At 68.3% G+C, this 15,265-nt stretch carries 8 protein-coding genes; 1 reads left to right on the top strand and 7 read right to left on the bottom strand.

Annotated features, from left to right (window positions below; genetic code table 11):
• Positions 1-108: 108 nt before the first annotated feature.
• From rpoC to ACFWCH_RS09365, 6 genes are all read right to left on the bottom strand, one after another.
• Complete coding sequence (rpoC, locus tag ACFWCH_RS09390; RefSeq protein WP_136035906.1) at positions 109-3,984, bottom strand: DNA-directed RNA polymerase subunit beta'; 3,876 nt, start codon at positions 3,982-3,984, stop codon at positions 109-111.
• Positions 3,985-4,064: 80 nt separating this feature from the next.
• Entirely contained in the window at positions 4,065-7,568 is a 3,504-nt protein-coding gene (locus tag ACFWCH_RS09385) for a DNA-directed RNA polymerase subunit beta (protein ID WP_136031622.1), read from the bottom strand.
• A gap of 208 nt (positions 7,569-7,776) precedes the next feature.
• Positions 7,777-9,477, bottom strand: coding sequence for an ABC transporter ATP-binding protein (locus ACFWCH_RS09380; protein WP_378803417.1), 1,701 nt, complete (start codon positions 9,475-9,477; stop codon positions 7,777-7,779).
• Complete coding sequence (locus ACFWCH_RS09375; protein WP_136031619.1) at positions 9,474-10,436, bottom strand: ABC transporter permease; 963 nt, start codon at positions 10,434-10,436, stop codon at positions 9,474-9,476. The genes ACFWCH_RS09380 and ACFWCH_RS09375 overlap by 4 nt, the downstream gene beginning before the upstream one ends.
• A 34-nt stretch (positions 10,437-10,470) precedes the next feature.
• Complete coding sequence (locus ACFWCH_RS09370; protein ID WP_136035908.1) at positions 10,471-11,475, bottom strand: ABC transporter permease; 1,005 nt, start codon at positions 11,473-11,475, stop codon at positions 10,471-10,473.
• Between the two features lie 132 nt (positions 11,476-11,607).
• Positions 11,608-13,281 carry an ABC transporter substrate-binding protein gene (locus ACFWCH_RS09365; RefSeq protein WP_136032298.1) on the bottom strand — a complete coding sequence of 558 codons (1,674 nt, stop codon included), beginning with the start codon at positions 13,279-13,281 and terminating at the stop codon, positions 11,608-11,610.
• Positions 13,282-13,448: 167 nt separating this feature from the next.
• Between ACFWCH_RS09365 and ACFWCH_RS09360 the strand changes: the two genes are divergently transcribed.
• Entirely contained in the window at positions 13,449-14,372 is a 924-nt protein-coding gene (locus ACFWCH_RS09360) for a sugar kinase (RefSeq protein WP_378803416.1), read from the top strand.
• Positions 14,373-14,392: 20 nt separating this feature from the next.
• Here the strand turns inward: ACFWCH_RS09360 and ACFWCH_RS09355 are convergent, their stop codons facing one another.
• Positions 14,393-15,265 (bottom strand): MurR/RpiR family transcriptional regulator, encoded by an 873-nt coding sequence (locus ACFWCH_RS09355; RefSeq protein ID WP_136032295.1) that lies wholly within the window; start codon positions 15,263-15,265, stop codon positions 14,393-14,395.

The raw sequence follows: 15,265 nt of genomic DNA, 5'->3' as shown, positions 1-15,265 counted from the left end.
CCGCGCCCGCCCGCGCTCCGGAGCGCTGCCGAACTGCGTGCCCGAACGCGACGAGGGACGACGAAGGCCCCGGGCGATGCCCGGGGCCTTCGTTCACTCAGTCACACCTCAGTTGTAGGTACCGGGGGTGATGTCGTCCGTCGAGAACGCGTCGAAGTCGACGTAGCCGAAGTCGCCGTCCGCGTACGCGCCGTCGGATGCGAAGATCCGGTTCGGGTAGCGCTCGCTCTTGGCTTCCTCGGTGGCCTCGACCGTGACGTCGCGGTACTTCGAGAGACCGGTTCCGGCGGGGATGAGCTTACCGATGATGACGTTCTCCTTGAGACCGACCAGCGGGTCGCGTTTGCCCTCCATGGCGGCCTGCGTGAGCACGCGGGTCGTCTCCTGGAAGGACGCGGCGGACAGCCACGACTCGGTCGCGAGCGACGCCTTCGTGATACCCATCAGCTCCGGGCGACCCGACGCGGGGCGCTTGCCCTCGGCCACGGCCTCGCGGTTGATCTGCTGGTAGCGCTTCAGGTCGACCATCTCACCCGGCAGCAGGGTCGTGTCGGCGTGGTCGACGACGGTGACCTTGCGGAGCATCTGGCGGACGATGACCTCGATGTGCTTGTCGTGGATCGGCACACCCTGCGAGCGGTACACGCCCTGCACGCCGCCGACGAGGTACTTCTGCACCTCGCGGGCACCCATGACGCGCATGACCTCCTTGGGGTCGAGCGTGCCGACCTGCAGGGGCTGACCGACCGAGACGTGCTGGCCGTCCTCGACGAGGAGCGTCGCACGCTTCAGCACCGGGTAGACGACGGGCTCGTCGCCGTTGTCGGGCGTCAGGATGACCTTCTTGGCCTTGTCGGTCTCGTCGATCGTGATGCGGCCGTCGGCCTCGGCGATCGGCGACGCACCCTTGGGGGTACGGGCCTCGAACAGCTCCTGCACACGGGGCAGACCCTGCGTGATGTCGTCGGCCGACGCGGAACCACCGGTGTGGAAGGTACGCATCGTCAGCTGGGTACCGGGCTCACCGATCGACTGGGCCGCGATGATGCCGACGGCCTCACCGATGTCGACCGTCTTGCCGGTCGCGAGCGAACGACCGTAGCACTGCGCGCACACGCCGACGGCGGAGTCGCAGGTCAGGACCGAGCGGACCTTGATGGTCTCGACACCCGCAGCGACCAGCTTGTCGATGAGCACGTCGCCCACGTCGTCGCCGGCCGAGGCGAGGACCTCGCCCGCCGCGTTCACGACGTCGGAGGCCAGCGTCCGGGCGAACACCGAGTTCTCGACGTTCGCGTCGCGCACCAGCTCACCCTGCGAGTTCGGCGCGGCGATCGGGAGCTCGAGGCCCTTCGACGTGCCACAGTCCTCTTCGCGGATGATGACGTCCTGCGAGACGTCCACCAGACGACGGGTCAGGTAACCCGAGTCGGCGGTACGCAGAGCGGTGTCGGCCAGACCCTTACGGGTACCGTGCGTCGCGATGAAGTACTCCGCCACCGACAGACCCTCGCGGTACGAGGAGATGATCGGACGCGGGATGATCTCACCCTTGGGGTTGTTCACCAGACCACGCATACCGGCGATGTTCCGGATCTGCAGCCAGTTACCACGGGCGCCCGAGGACACCATGCGGTTGATGGTGTTGTCCTCCGGGAAGTGCGCCTTCATCGCGGCCTGCACCTCGTCGGTCGCCTCGGTCCAGATCTTGATGAGCTCCTGACGACGCTCGGCGTCGGTCGTGAGGCCCTTCTCGTACTGGGACTGGACCTTCGCGGCCTGCTTCTCGTAGCCCGCGACGATCTCCGCCTTGTTCGGCGGGGTGAGGATGTCGCTCAGCGCGACGGTGACACCCGAACGGGTCGCCCAGTAGAAGCCGGCATCCTTGATGCGGTCCAGCGTGGCGGCCGTCTCGACCTTGGGGTACTCCTCGGCCAGCTTGTTGACGATCTGCGACAGCTTGCCCTTGTCGGCCTGCTCGCGGACGAAGGGGTAGCCCTTCGGCAGCGCGTCGTTGAAGATCGCCTGACCGAGCGAGGCGTCGACCAGACCGTGCTTCTCGTAGCCCTCGGGAGCCTCGCCCTCCAGGAAGGCCAGACCCGGGATGCGGATGCGGACCTTCGCCTGCAGGTCGAGCGTGCCCTCGTCGTACGCGAGCTGCGCCTCACCGACGGAGCCGAACGCACGGCCCTCGCCCTTGGCGCCGGCCTTGACCGTGGTCAGGTGGTGCAGACCGATGATCATGTCCTGCGAGGGCAGGGTCACCGGACGGCCGTCCGACGGCTTGAGGATGTTGTTCGACGCGAGCATCAGCACGCGGGCCTCGGCCTGAGCCTCGACCGACAGCGGCAGGTGCACGGCCATCTGGTCACCGTCGAAGTCGGCGTTGAACGCCGCGCAGACGAGCGGGTGCAGCTGGATGGCCTTGCCCTCCACGAGCTGCGGCTCGAACGCCTGGATGCCCAGACGGTGCAGGGTGGGTGCACGGTTGAGCAGAACCGGACGCTCGCGGATGATCTCCTCGAGCACGTCCCAGACCTCGGGACGCGTGCGCTCGACGGCGCGCTTCGCGGCCTTGATGTTCTGCGAGTGACCCAGGTCGATCAGGCGCTTGATGACGAACGGCTTGAACAGCTCGAGCGCCATCTGCTTGGGCAGACCGCACTGGTGCAGCTTGAGCTGCGGGCCGACCACGATGACCGAACGGCCCGAGTAGTCGACACGCTTGCCGAGCAGGTTCTGACGGAAACGACCCTGCTTTCCCTTGAGCATGTCGCTCAGGGACTTCAGTGCACGGTTGCCGGTACCGGTGACGGGGCGACCACGGCGGCCGTTGTCGAACAGCGCGTCGACGGCCTCCTGCAGCATCCGCTTCTCGTTGTTGACGATGATCTCGGGGGCACCGAGGTCGATCAGGCGACGGAGACGGTTGTTGCGGTTGATCACGCGGCGGTACAGGTCGTTCAGGTCGGAGGTCGCGAAGCGGCCACCGTCGAGCTGCACCATCGGACGCAGCTCCGGCGGGATCACCGGAACGACGTCGAGCACCATCGCGGCCGGGCTCATGCCGGTCTCGAGGAACGAGTTGACGACCTTGAGGCGCTTGATCGCACGGATCTTGCGCTGGCCCTTGCCCTCCGAGATCTGCAGGTGCAGGCTCTCGGCCTCGGCGGTCAGGTCGAACGCGGCCAGGCGACGCTGAATCGCCTCGGCACCCATGTAGGCCTCGAAGTACTGGCCGAAGCGGTCCTGCAGCTCGTGGAAGACGTCGTCCTCCGGGCGCAGGGCACCGACCTCGAGCGTGCGGAAGTCCTCCCACACGCGCTCCAGCTTCAGGATCGCCTCGTCGGCACCCTTGCGGATGAGCGACATCTCCTTCTCGGCGGCGTCCTTGACCTTCTTCTTGGCGTCGGCCTTGGCACCATCGGCCTCGAGAGCCGCGAGCTCCTCCTCCAGCTTGGCCAGGCGCTCCGCGATCTTGGCGTCGCGGCGGTCGCCGAGCGTCTTCAGCTCGAGGCGGATGTTGTTCTCCTGCGTGCCCAGGTCGCGGTGACGAGCATCCTCGTCGACCGAGATGACCATGTAGGCGGCGAAGTAGATGACCTTCTCGAGGTCCTTCGGCGCCATGTCGAGCAGGTAGCCGAGGCGCGAGGGCACGCCCTTGAAGTACCAGATGTGGGTGACGGGAGCGGCGAGCTCGATGTGACCCATGCGCTCACGGCGGACGGAGCTCTTGGTGACCTCCACGCCACAGCGCTCACAGACGATGCCCTTGAAGCGGACGCGCTTGTACTTGCCGCAGGCGCACTCCCAGTCACGGGACGGGCCGAAGATCTGCTCTCCGAAGAGACCGTCCTTCTCCGGCTTGAGGGTGCGGTAGTTGATGGTTTCGGGCTTCTTGACCTCGCCGTAGGACCACGCGCGGATGTGGTCTGCGGTCGCCAGGCCGATGCGAAGCTCATCGAAGGTTGTGGACTCGAGCACTAGTTCTCCTGTGTCGGAATTCTGTTTGAGAAGTCTGCTTCGGTGAGCCGGGGACACGGCGGTCCCCGGCTCCCGAAGGATTAGATCTCGTCGATCGAGGCGGCCTCGAAGCGGCTGGAGATGTTGATACCGAGTTCCTCTGCGGCGCGGAACGCCTCGTCGTCGGTGTCGCGGAGGTTGACCAGCGTGCCGTCGGCCGAGAGGACCTCGACGTTCAGGCAGAGCGACTGCATCTCCTTCATGAGCACCTTGAACGACTCCGGGATGCCGGGCTCCTGGATGTTCTCGCCCTTGACGATCGCCTCGTACACCTTGACGCGGCCGAGGATGTCGTCGGACTTGATCGTGAGGAGCTCCTGGAGGGCGTACGCGGCGCCGTAGGCCTCGAGGGCCCACACCTCCATCTCACCGAAGCGCTGTCCACCGAACTGCGCCTTACCACCGAGCGGCTGCTGGGTGATCATCGAGTACGGACCGGTGGAGCGGGCGTGGATCTTGTCGTCCACCAGGTGGTGGAGCTTCAGGATGTACATGTAGCCCACGGAGATCGGCGCCGGGAACGGCTCGCCGGAGCGGCCGTCGAACAGCTGCGTCTTGCCGCTCGAGTCGATCAGGCGCAGGCCGTCACGCGTCGGGAGCGTCGAGTCGAGCAGACCGGCGATCTCCTCCTCGCTGGCGCCGTCGAACACCGGGGTCGCGACCTTGGTGCCGGGGGCGGCCTCGAAGGCCTGCTCCGGCAGCTTGGCGGCCCACTCCGGGGTGCCCTCGACCTTCCAGCCCTGCTTCGCGATCCACCCGAGGTGGGTCTCGAGCACCTGGCCGAAGTTCATTCGACCCGGGATGCCCAGCGGGTTGAGGACGATGTCGACCGGCGTGCCGTCCGAGAGGAACGGCATGTCCTCGACGGGCAGGATCTTCGCGATGACACCCTTGTTGCCGTGACGGCCGGCGAGCTTGTCACCCTCGGTGATCTTGCGCTTCTGGGCGATGTAGACCACGACGCGGCGGTTCACGCCGGAGCCGAGCTCGTCGTCGCCGTCCTCGGCGTTGAACTCCTTGACGGCGATGATCGTGCCCTGCTCACCGTGCGGCACCTTCAGCGACGTGTCGCGGACCTCGCGGCTCTTCTCGTTGAAGATCGCGCGGAGCAGGCGCTCCTCGGCCGACAGCTCGGTCTCACCCTTCGGCGTGACCTTGCCGACGAGGATGTCGCCGGGGCGGACCTCGGCACCGATGCGGATGATGCCGCGCTCGTCGAGATCCTTCAGCAGCTCGGGGCTGACGTTGGGGAGGTCACGGGTGATCTCCTCCTTGCCGAGCTTGGTGTCGCGGGCGTCGACCTCGTACTCCTCGATGTGGATCGACGAGAGGGTGTCGTCCTTCACCAGGTCCTGGCTCAGGATGATGGCGTCCTCGAAGTTGTAGCCCTCCCACGTCATGAACGCGACGAGGAGGTTCTTGCCGAGGGCCAGCTCGCCGTTCTCGGTGGCGGGGCCGTCGGCGATGACCTCGCCGACCTCGACGCGCTCACCGGCCGACACGACGACCTTCTGGTTGTAGGAGGTGCCCTGGTTCGAGCGGTCGAACTTGCGCAGGTGGTACTCCTGCGTGCCGCCCTCGTCGAGCATGACCACGACGCGGTCGGCGGAGACCTCGGAGACGACACCGGCCTTCTCGGCGGTGATCACGTCGCCCGCGTCGATGGCGGTGTAACCCTCCATACCGGTGCCGACGAGCGGCGAGTCGCTGCGCAGCAGCGGCACGGCCTGGCGCTGCATGTTGGCGCCCATGAGCGCGCGCTGCGCGTCGTCGTGCTCGAGGAAGGGCACGAGCGAAGTCGCGACCGACACCATCTGGCGCGGCGAGACGTCGATGTAGCCGATCTCCTCCGGCAGGAACAGGTCGACCTCACCGCTACCGCCCTTGGGGCGCGCGAGCACGTGGCTCTCGCGGAAGCGACCCTTCGCATCGAGCGGCGCGTTGGCCTGCGCGATGTTGAAGTCGACCTCCTCGGACGCCGTGAGGTAGTCGATCTGCTCGGTCACGACACCGTCGACGACCTTGCGGTACGGGGTCTCGATGAAGCCGAAGGAGTTGATGCGCGCGAAGGTCGCGAGCGCACCGATCAGGCCGATGTTCGGGCCTTCCGGGGTCTCGATCGGGCACATGCGGCCGTAGTGCGAGGGGTGGACGTCACGGACCTCGACGCCGGCGCGGTCGCGGCTCAGACCACCGGGGCCGAGGGCCGAGAGGCGGCGCTTGTTGGTCAGACCCGCGAGCGGGTTGTTCTGGTCCATGAACTGCGACAGCTGCGAGGTTCCGAAGAACTCCTTGATCGCAGCGACGACGGGGCGCACGTTGATCAGCGTCTGCGGCGTGATGGCCTCGATGTCCTGCGTGGTCATGCGCTCGCGGACGACGCGCTCCATGCGGGACAGACCCGTGCGGACCTGGTTCTGGATCAGCTCGCCGACCGCGCGGATGCGACGGTTGCCGAAGTTGTCGATGTCGTCGGTCGCGAGACGGATCTCCGTCTTCTTGCCGCCGCGGATGCCCTCGAAGGTCTCCTCGGTGCCGGCGTGCAGACGCACCAGGTACTTGATGGTCGCGACGATGTCCTGCACCGTCAGCACCGACTCCGTCAGCGGGGTGTCGAGACCCAGCTTGTGGTTGATCTTGTACCGGCCGACCTTGGCGAGGTCGTAGCGCTTCGGGTTGAAGTAGAAGTTGTCGAGCAGCGCGCGGGCGGCCTCGGCGGCCACCTGCTCGCCCGGACGCAGCTTGCGGTAGATGTCGCGCAGCGCGTCTTCCTTGGTGACGATCGTGTCCTTCGCGAGCGTCTCCTCGATGGAGGTGTAGCCGGCGAACTCGGCCAGGATCTCCTCGCTGGTCATGCCCAGCGCCTTGAGGAAGACCGTGACGGACTGCTTGCGCTTGCGGTCGACGCGCACGCCCACCTGGTCGCGCTTGTCGATCTCGAACTCGAGCCAGGCACCGCGGCTCGGGATGACGCGCGCCGAGACGATGTCCTTGTCGGAGGTCTTGTCGGGCGTCTTGTCGAAGTAGACACCGGGCGAGCGGACGAGCTGCGAAACGACGACGCGCTCGGAGCCGTTGATGATGAACGTGCCCTTGTCGGTCTGCAGGGGGAAGTCGCCCATGAAGACCGTCTGCGTCTTGATCTCACCCGTGAGGTGGTTCATGAACTCGGCCTCGACGTACAGCGGCGCGGCGTAGGTCTTGCCACGCTCCTTGCACTCCTCGATGGAGTACTTCTCCGGCTCCAGGTACGGGTTCGTGAACGACAGCTGCATCGTCTCGCCGAGGTCCTCGATCGGGGAGATCTCCTCGAAGATCTCGCCCAGACCGCTGTTCTCGTTCACGTCGGTGCGACCGGCGGCCTTCGCCTCGGCCACGCGCGCCTTCCAGGCGTCGTTGCCGACGAGCCAACCGAAGGACTCGGTCTGCAGAGCGAGAAGGTCGGGGACCGTCAGCGTGTCGGAGATCTTGGCGAACGAAAGACGGGAAGCTCCGCGTCCGTTCTTGGTGGTGGTGGATGTGGATGCGTTGGGAGCAGCAGCCAAGGGAATAACCTCCGTGAGCCCCGCAGGGCTTCTCGATTCCTTTGTCGTCAGGTGGAGTTCGCGCTCGAGAGCTCAACGGATGCCGACCACCATATGAGGGCAGGGAGGAGCGAGCGCAACTACCAACTATACCCACGATTCCGCGACATGGCAAGCACAGTCCTTGACCAATCTCAGAACCTGCGGTATTGGCGCTCGCTCCCCCGTCTCAGGACGCGATGCCGAGCTCGTTGCCCGGGATCGAGGCGAGCAGGCGCCGCGTGTAGGGGTCGCGCGGATTCGTGAAGATCTCCTCCGACGTCGCTGCCTCGACCAGCTTCCCGTCCTTCATCACGCACACGTAGTCGCTGATGAGCCGCACCACCGCGAGGTCGTGCGAGATGAACAGGTAGCTCAGGCCGTACTCCCGCTGCAGGTCGCCGAGCAGCCGCAGGATCTGGTCCTGCACCAGCACGTCGAGCGCCGACACCGGCTCGTCGCACACGATGAGGTCGGGCGAGAGCGCGAGCGCCCGGGCGATCGCGACGCGCTGCCGCTGACCGCCCGACAGCTCCGACGGGTAGCGGCGCAGCATCGACTGCGGCAGCGCCACGTCGTCGAGCAGCTGCCGCACGCGCTTGCGACGGTCGGCGCCACTCCCCCGCCGATAGAACTCCAGGGGCTCGGCGATCAAACGCTCGATCGTGAACATCGGGTTCAGGCTCGAGTACGGGTCCTGGAAGATCGGCTGCACGCGCTGCCGGAACTCCTTCGTCTCCGCCCTGCTGAGCGTCGAGACGTCCTTGCCCTCGTAGCGGATGAGTCCGCTGGTGGGCTCGATCAGCTTGAGCAGCATGCGGGCGGTCGTCGTCTTGCCCGAGCCGGACTCCCCGACGATCGCGACCGTCTCGCCGCGCGGGATCGCCAGCGACACGTCATCGACGGCCACGAAGTCCTCGTGCTTGCCCCGCACCGGATACACCTTCGTGAGGTTCTCGATCTCGACGATGTGGTCGCGCGGCTTCTCCTCCGCGGGCTGCTCGGCGGCGGACGTGTCGCGCACGAACGCCTCCGGCCGCAGCCGGGCGACCGCGACCGAGGGCGCCGCCTTCACGAGCGACTGCGTGTACGGGTGCTGCGGGTCCTCCAGGATCTGCCGCGCCGGCCCCTGCTCGACCACCTTGCCGCGGTGCATCACCACGACCCGCTCCGCCCGCTCGGCCGCGAGACCGAGGTCGTGCGTGATGAGCAGCACCGCCGTGCCGAGCTCGCGCGTCATCTCGCCGATCTGGTCGAGGATGGTCTGCTGCACCGTGACGTCGAGCGCGCTGGTGGGCTCGTCGGCGATCAGCAGCCGCGGCTTGCACGCCAGCCCGATCGCGATCAGCGCGCGCTGGCGCATACCGCCGGAGAACTCGTGCGGATACTGCTTCGCGCGGCGCTCCGGATCGGGCAGGCCCGCGGCCGTGAGCGCCTCGACGACCTTCCCCTGCACGTTCTGCCGCGTGGCCAGGCCATGCGCGAGCAGCGTCTCGGCGACCTGCGTGCCGATCTTGGCGACCGGGTTGAGGTTCGACATCGGGTCCTGCGGGACCAGGCCGATGTCGCGCCCCCGGATCGTGCGCAGCTCGTTCTCCGAGGCGTGCGCGATCTCGCGGCCGTCCAGGCGGATACTGCCCGCCGCGACCTTCCCGCCCCCGGCGAGCAGCCCGATGATGGCCATCGCGGTGGTGGACTTGCCCGACCCGGACTCGCCCACGATCGCGACCGTCTCGCCCGGCCGGATCTCCAGGTCGACGCCCTCGACCGCGTGCACGACGCCGTCCATGGTGGCGAAGTCGACCGCCAGTCCCTCGACCGACAGCAGCGGCTCGTCCGACATGCGGTTCTCCCTCGCGGCGCGCGCGGCGCCCTCGTCTCGCGTGTTCATCGTGCCCTCGTCCTCGGGTCCATGGCCTCGCGCAGCGCCTCACCCAGCAGGGTGAAGCCGAGCGCGGTGACCGCGATGCAGATGCCGGGCAGGAACGCCAGCCACGGCGCGATCGCCAGCTCCGCCTGGGCGTAGGTGAGCATGCGCCCCCACTCGGCGGTCTCGGGGCGGCCGCCGCCGAGCCCGAGGAACGACAGCGCCGCCGCGTCGATCACCGCGGTCGCCAGCGTCAGCGTGCCCTGCACGATCACGGGGCCGATCGCGTTGGGGAGCACGTGCGACATCGTGATCCGGCCGCGGCCGAGGCCCAGCGTCTGCGCCGAGAGCACGTAGTCGCTGGAGCGCTGCTGCAGCATCGACGCCCGCAGCAGCCGCGCGAAGATCGGCACCTGCGAGGCACCGATCGCGATCATGACCGCGAACGGCGTCTGGCCGAGGATCGCCGCGATCGACACCGCCAGCAGCAGGTTCGGCACGGACAGGATGATGTCGACCACGCGCATGATGACCGTGTCGACCCAGCCGCCGAACGTGCCGGCGATGAGCCCGAGCAGCATGCCGCCGACGAGCCCCATCGCGGTCGAGACGACACCGATGAGCAGCGACGCCTGCGCGCCCCAGATCAGCTTCGAGAGCACGTCGCCGCCGAAGCGGTCGAGCCCGAGCGGGAACTCCGGCAGCTCGCCCGGTCCGGGGATGTGCGTCGGGGTGATGAACTTCGCGCCGGGGAGCGCGGTCTCCGGATACGGGGCGATCACCGGTGCCAGCAGGGCGATCGCCAGGAAGACGAGCACGATGACCGCGCCGATCCATGCGGTCGGGTTGCGGCGGAGTCGACGGAACACGTCGCTCCAGAAGCCGCCGCCGTTCTTCAGATCGGCCTGGGCGATCGCGACGGTGTCGATGCTTCCCCCGCTCTCGGCGGAGGGTCCCTGTGCGGGTGGGAGGGCGATGCTCATGCGACCGCCTCCTTTCGGACGATGAGGAGGGACATCACTGCACCCTCACTCTCGGGTCGATGAAGCTGTAGGAGACGTCCACCGCCAGGTTGATCAGCGCGTACGCGATCGCGATGAAGATGATGAAGCCCTGGAGCACCGGGAAGTCCCGCGTGAAGATGGCCCGCGCCAGGAACGAGCCGATGCCGGGGAACGCGAACACCGTCTCGGTGAGCACCGCCCCCGAGATCAGCAGTCCCGTCTGCAGACCGATCGTGGTGATCACCGGCAGCATGGCGTTGCGCAGGATGAAGCGGCTGCGCAGCGTCGACGAGCCGACGCCCTTCGCGCGCCCGGTGCGGACGTAGTCGGCGTTCTGCACCTCGAGCACGCTCGCCCTCGTGATGCGCACGATGATCGCCAGCGGGATCGTGCCGAGCGCGAGCGCCGGGAGGATGAGGTGCAGGATGGCGTCCCACGCCGCGTCGAACTCGCCGGTGATGATGCCGTCCCACACGTAGAACCCGGTGGGATGCGTCGCGTCTATCCGCGGGTTCTGCCGCCCGTCGGACGGCAGCCAGCCCAGCTGCACCGCGAAGACGTACTTGAGGATGAACGCCAGGAAGAACACCGGGATGGTGATGCCGATCAGGCTCAGCACGACCGAGGCGTGATCGGTGAACTTGCCGTGTCGCCGCGCGGCCCAGTAGCCGAGCGGGATGCCGACGCCCACCGCGAAGATGAGCGCCATGACGCTCAGCTCGATCGTGGCGGGGAACCGGCGGAAGAACTCCTCCACCACCGGACGGTTGGTCTGGATCGAGGTGCCGAAGTCGCCCTGCAGCAGGCGCGTGATCCAGATGAAGTACTGCTCGATGAGCGGCTTGTTGAAGCCGTAGAGCTCGTTGACCCTGGCGATCGCCTCGGGTGTGGCCTTCTCGCCGAGGAGGGCGACCGCGGGGCCGCCGGGAAGGGCCCTGACCCAGGCGAACAGCAGGATGCTGAGCCCGAACAGGGTGGGGATGAGGAACAGCAGTCGCCTGCCGATGGTGCGCAGCACGAAGATCTCCGTCGATCAGGCCCGTCGTCTCGCTCCGCTCGTTCAGGGACCGAACCGGGATGGTGTTTCCCGATCCGGTCCCTGAACGAGGAGCGGAGCGACGAGACGAAGGGGTCTCGGTCGGTCAGGCCGTTACTTGGTGAGGACGATGTCCGTGAAGACCTCGTCGTTCACCGGGCTGGCAGGGTAGCTCTTCACGCGCGGGTCGAACGCGAGCGTCGGAGCCGGGTGCGCGAGCGGGACGCCGGGGATGAACTCCGCCACCATCTCGTTGATGTCCTCGTACAGCGCGGTCTGCTCCTCCAGGTTGGACACGCCGCGAGCCTCGGTCAGCTTCTGGAACAGCTCCGGGTTGTCGAAGCCCCACTCCGAGCTCTGCTGGCCGAAGAACACGCCGACGAAGTTGTCGGTGTCGTTGTAGTCGCCCGTCCAGCCCAGCAGGTGGATGCCGTGGTCGGAGGTGCCGGTCGTGCGGTCGAGGTACTCGACCCACTCCTCCGACACCGGGGTGGTCTCCACGCCGACCTCGGACAGCTGCGACGACAGCACCGTGAAGATCTGCTCGGGGTCCGGCATGTAGGGACGCGACACGTTGACCGGGTAGTTGAAGGTGAGCTTCAGCGGGTTCGACTCGTCGTAGCCGGCCTCCGCGAGCAGAGCCTTGGCCTTCTCGGGGTCGTAGTCGTAGGTCGTGACGTCGGGGTTGTAGCCGTTGACGACCTCGGGCACGAACTGCGTGGCCTTCTGCGTGCCCTCGGGCAGCACCTGGCTGATCAGCGCGTCCTTGTCGACCGCGTACGAGAGGGCCTCGCGCACCTTCGGGTCCTGCAGCTCGGGCACGGCCTGGTTGAACGCCAGGTACAGGATCGTGAACGGCGGGCGCGACACCATCGTGAAGCCGTCGTCCTCGAGCGCCTTGGTGTCGGCGGGACCGACGAGGTCGTAGCCGTCGATCGAGCCGGACTCGAGCGCCTGGCGGCGGGCCGTCGGGTCGTCGATCGTGCGGAAGATGATCTCGTCGACCTGACCCGCGTCGCCCCAGTAGTCGTCGTAGGCCTTGAGCGTGACCTGCTCGCCCGGCGCCCACTCCTCGAACTGGTAGGGGCCCGTGCCGACCGGGTGGCCCATCGCGTACTCGGACAGCTGCGGCGCCTCGGCCGACCCGCCGACCTCATCGGCGCCGAACTCCTGCATGGCGGACGGGCTCTGCATGCCGAACGCGGGCAGCGACAGCGAGGCGATGAATCCGGCGAACGGCTTGTTCAGCTCGATCGTGACGGAGTTCTCACCGTCGGGCGTGCACGACTTGTAGACGGCGTCGGCGGGGTTCGACGCGTAGCCCTTGAAGAGCTTGTTGTAGTAGTAGCCGAACGCCTCGGAGGCGGCCAGACCGGTCCAGTTGTACCAGCGGTCGAAGTTGTAGCAGACCGCCTCGGCGTTGAACGGGGTGCCGTCCTGGAAGGTCACCCCCTCCTTCAGCTGGAAGGTGTGCGACATGCCGTCCTCGGACGACTCCCACGACTCCGCCAGCAGCGGCGCGGGGTCGGCGGTGCCCGGCTCGGTGCCCACCAGACCCTCGAAGATCTGGCGGGAGACGCGGAACGTCTCGCCGTCCTGCGCGAACGCGGGGTCGAGGCTCGCCGGATCGGACGACGCGGCGAAGACGAACGTGCCGTCGACGTCGCCCGAGCCCTCCGAACCGTTGTCGCCGCGCTCGCTGGCGACGCATCCGGCGAGAGCGAGAGCCGCGATGGCCGCTCCGGTGACGGCGACGATCCCTCGCCGACGCATGGCTGACTGGTGCATTGTGTGACCTTCCCTGTCGGGCGCTTCGATGCGCGTACCCGGGGCGTCGTCGCCCCGGAGACGGTGATTCCTCGAAGGTACCCAGCCGGATCGCGGATGCCAAATAGCCGGAGGTTGCGATCCGGTATCGACACGCGCGGGACTCGGGATCGGGTACCGTCGAGAACGTGCCAGAGTCCACCCCGCTCGCCGTCTGCTTCGGCGAGGGCATGGTCGCCCTCGTCCCGGCCACCGCCGGTGCCCTGGAGATCTGCCGCACGTTCGACCGGTCGCTCGCGGGCGCGGAGTGGAACACCGCGATCGCGCTCGCCTCGGCGGGAGTGGAGACGGCCGTGGTCTCGCGCGTGGGCGACGACGGGTTCGGCCGATTCCTGACGGGCGAGCTCCGCGCCCACGGCGTGGACGACAGCGCGATCGAGGTCGATGCGGACGCGCCGACCGGGCTGTACGTCAAGGAGCTGTCGCCCCGGCCGGACGGCACGGTCGAGGGCACGATGCACTACTACCGGGCAGGGTCGGCCGCCGCCGCACTGTCTCCGCGCACCCTCGAGACGCCCGCGGCCGCTGCCCTCCTCGCCCGTGCCGCGCTCGTGCACACCTCGGGCATCACGCCAGCCCTGTCGGACTCGGCCGCCGCCGCGCAGGATGCGCTGTTCCGCGACCACCGTCCCGCTCACGCGCTGCTGAGCTTCGACCTCAACTGGCGCCCGGCGCTCTGGCGCGGGAGGGAAGACCACGCGAAGCGCCTGCTGGGCGGACTCGCCCGCGACGCCGACGTGCTGTTCTGCACCAGGCCGGACGCCGCGGCGGTGTTCGGCACGAGCGACCCCGACGCCCTCCGCGCGCTGTTCCCCGAGCCGCGGTTCGTCGTGGTGACCGACCCGGCCGGCGCCGTGGCGTTCGACCGCGGGGATCGCTCGCAGAGCGACGCCCTCGACGCGCCCGTCGTGGAGACGATCGGCGCGGGAGACGCGTTCGCCGGCGGCTTCCTCGCCGGGGTGCTCGCCGGGCTCTCGCTCAGCGGCAGCCTGGCCCGTGCGCACCGCATCGCCACGCGCGCGATCGCCAGCACCCGCGACCACGTGGACTGAGCCTCCCTGCCGTCACCCCCCTACGCGCGGCGCGGACGGCGCGGCGGCACGGCATCGTGCGTGCGCTGCAGGGACACGGCCACCGGCTCCCCGCGGTGCTGCACCACGCGCACGAACAGCACGTCGATCAGGGCGAGCTGTGCGATCCGACTCGACATCGCCGCCATGCGATACGGCGACTCCTGCGCCTGGCTGAGCAGCACCACGTCCGCCACCGCCGCGAGCGGGGAGTCCGCATCGCTGGTCACGGCGACCGCGAGCGCTCCGGTGTCGCGCGTCACCTCCAGCGCCCTGACCGTCTCGGCCGTCTCCCCGCCGTGCGAGAAGGCGATCGCGACGTCCTCGGGCGAACGCAGCGACGCGGTCGTGATCGCCAGGTGCGGATCGGCGGAGTGCGACACCGAGCACCCGATGCGCGACAGCTTCAACTGCAGATCCTGCGCCGTCAGCGACGACGCCGCCTGACCGAACAGGTCGATGTGGCGGGCGGCCACCAGCGCACGCGCGACCCGGTCGAGGGCGGCCTCATCGAGCGCACGGGCGGTCTTCTCGATCGCGTCGATCTCCTGCGCCGCGAGCTTCGCCGCGATCGCGCCTGGCCCGTCGTGCGGATCGATCGCGGTGGTGTCCAGGCCGAAGCGCGCCTGCTGCGCCTGGGCGAGCGTGACCGAGCGGGCGACCGCGACCCGCAGCTCGCGGTAGCCGCTGAACCCCAGCGACTGGGCGAACCGCGCCACGGTGGACAGCGACGTGCGGCACAGCTGCGCGAGATCGTTGATCGCGAGGTCGACGACGAGCGTGGGGTCGCCGAGGATGGTCTCGGCCACGCGGCCCTCGGCCGCGCTCAGCCTGGGCAGGGAGCGCCGCACCGTGGCCAGAACGTCGTCGTCCAT

The sequence above is a fragment of the Microbacterium sp. NPDC060132 genome, from assembly GCF_042729675.1.
Classification (GTDB): domain Bacteria; phylum Actinomycetota; class Actinomycetes; order Actinomycetales; family Microbacteriaceae; genus Microbacterium; species Microbacterium sufflavum.
The sequence above is the reverse complement of the archived record's forward strand: the minus strand, read 5'-3'. Positions and strand labels throughout refer to the sequence as shown.

Bases quoted from the DNA above. Each gene is read 5' to 3' on its own strand.
- ACFWCH_RS09365 (WP_136032298.1), bottom strand. From the start codon at position 13,281: ATGCACCAGTCAGCCATGCGTCGGCGAGGGATCGTCGCCGTCACCGGA.
- ACFWCH_RS09355 (WP_136032295.1), bottom strand. From the start codon at position 15,265: ATGGACGACGACGTTCTGGCCACGGTGCGGCGCTCCCTGCCCAGGCTG.
- ACFWCH_RS09375 (WP_136031619.1), bottom strand. From the start codon at position 10,436: ATGAGCATCGCCCTCCCACCCGCACAGGGACCCTCCGCCGAGAGCGGG.
- ACFWCH_RS09380 (WP_378803417.1), bottom strand. From the start codon at position 9,477: ATGAACACGCGAGACGAGGGCGCCGCGCGCGCCGCGAGGGAGAACCGC.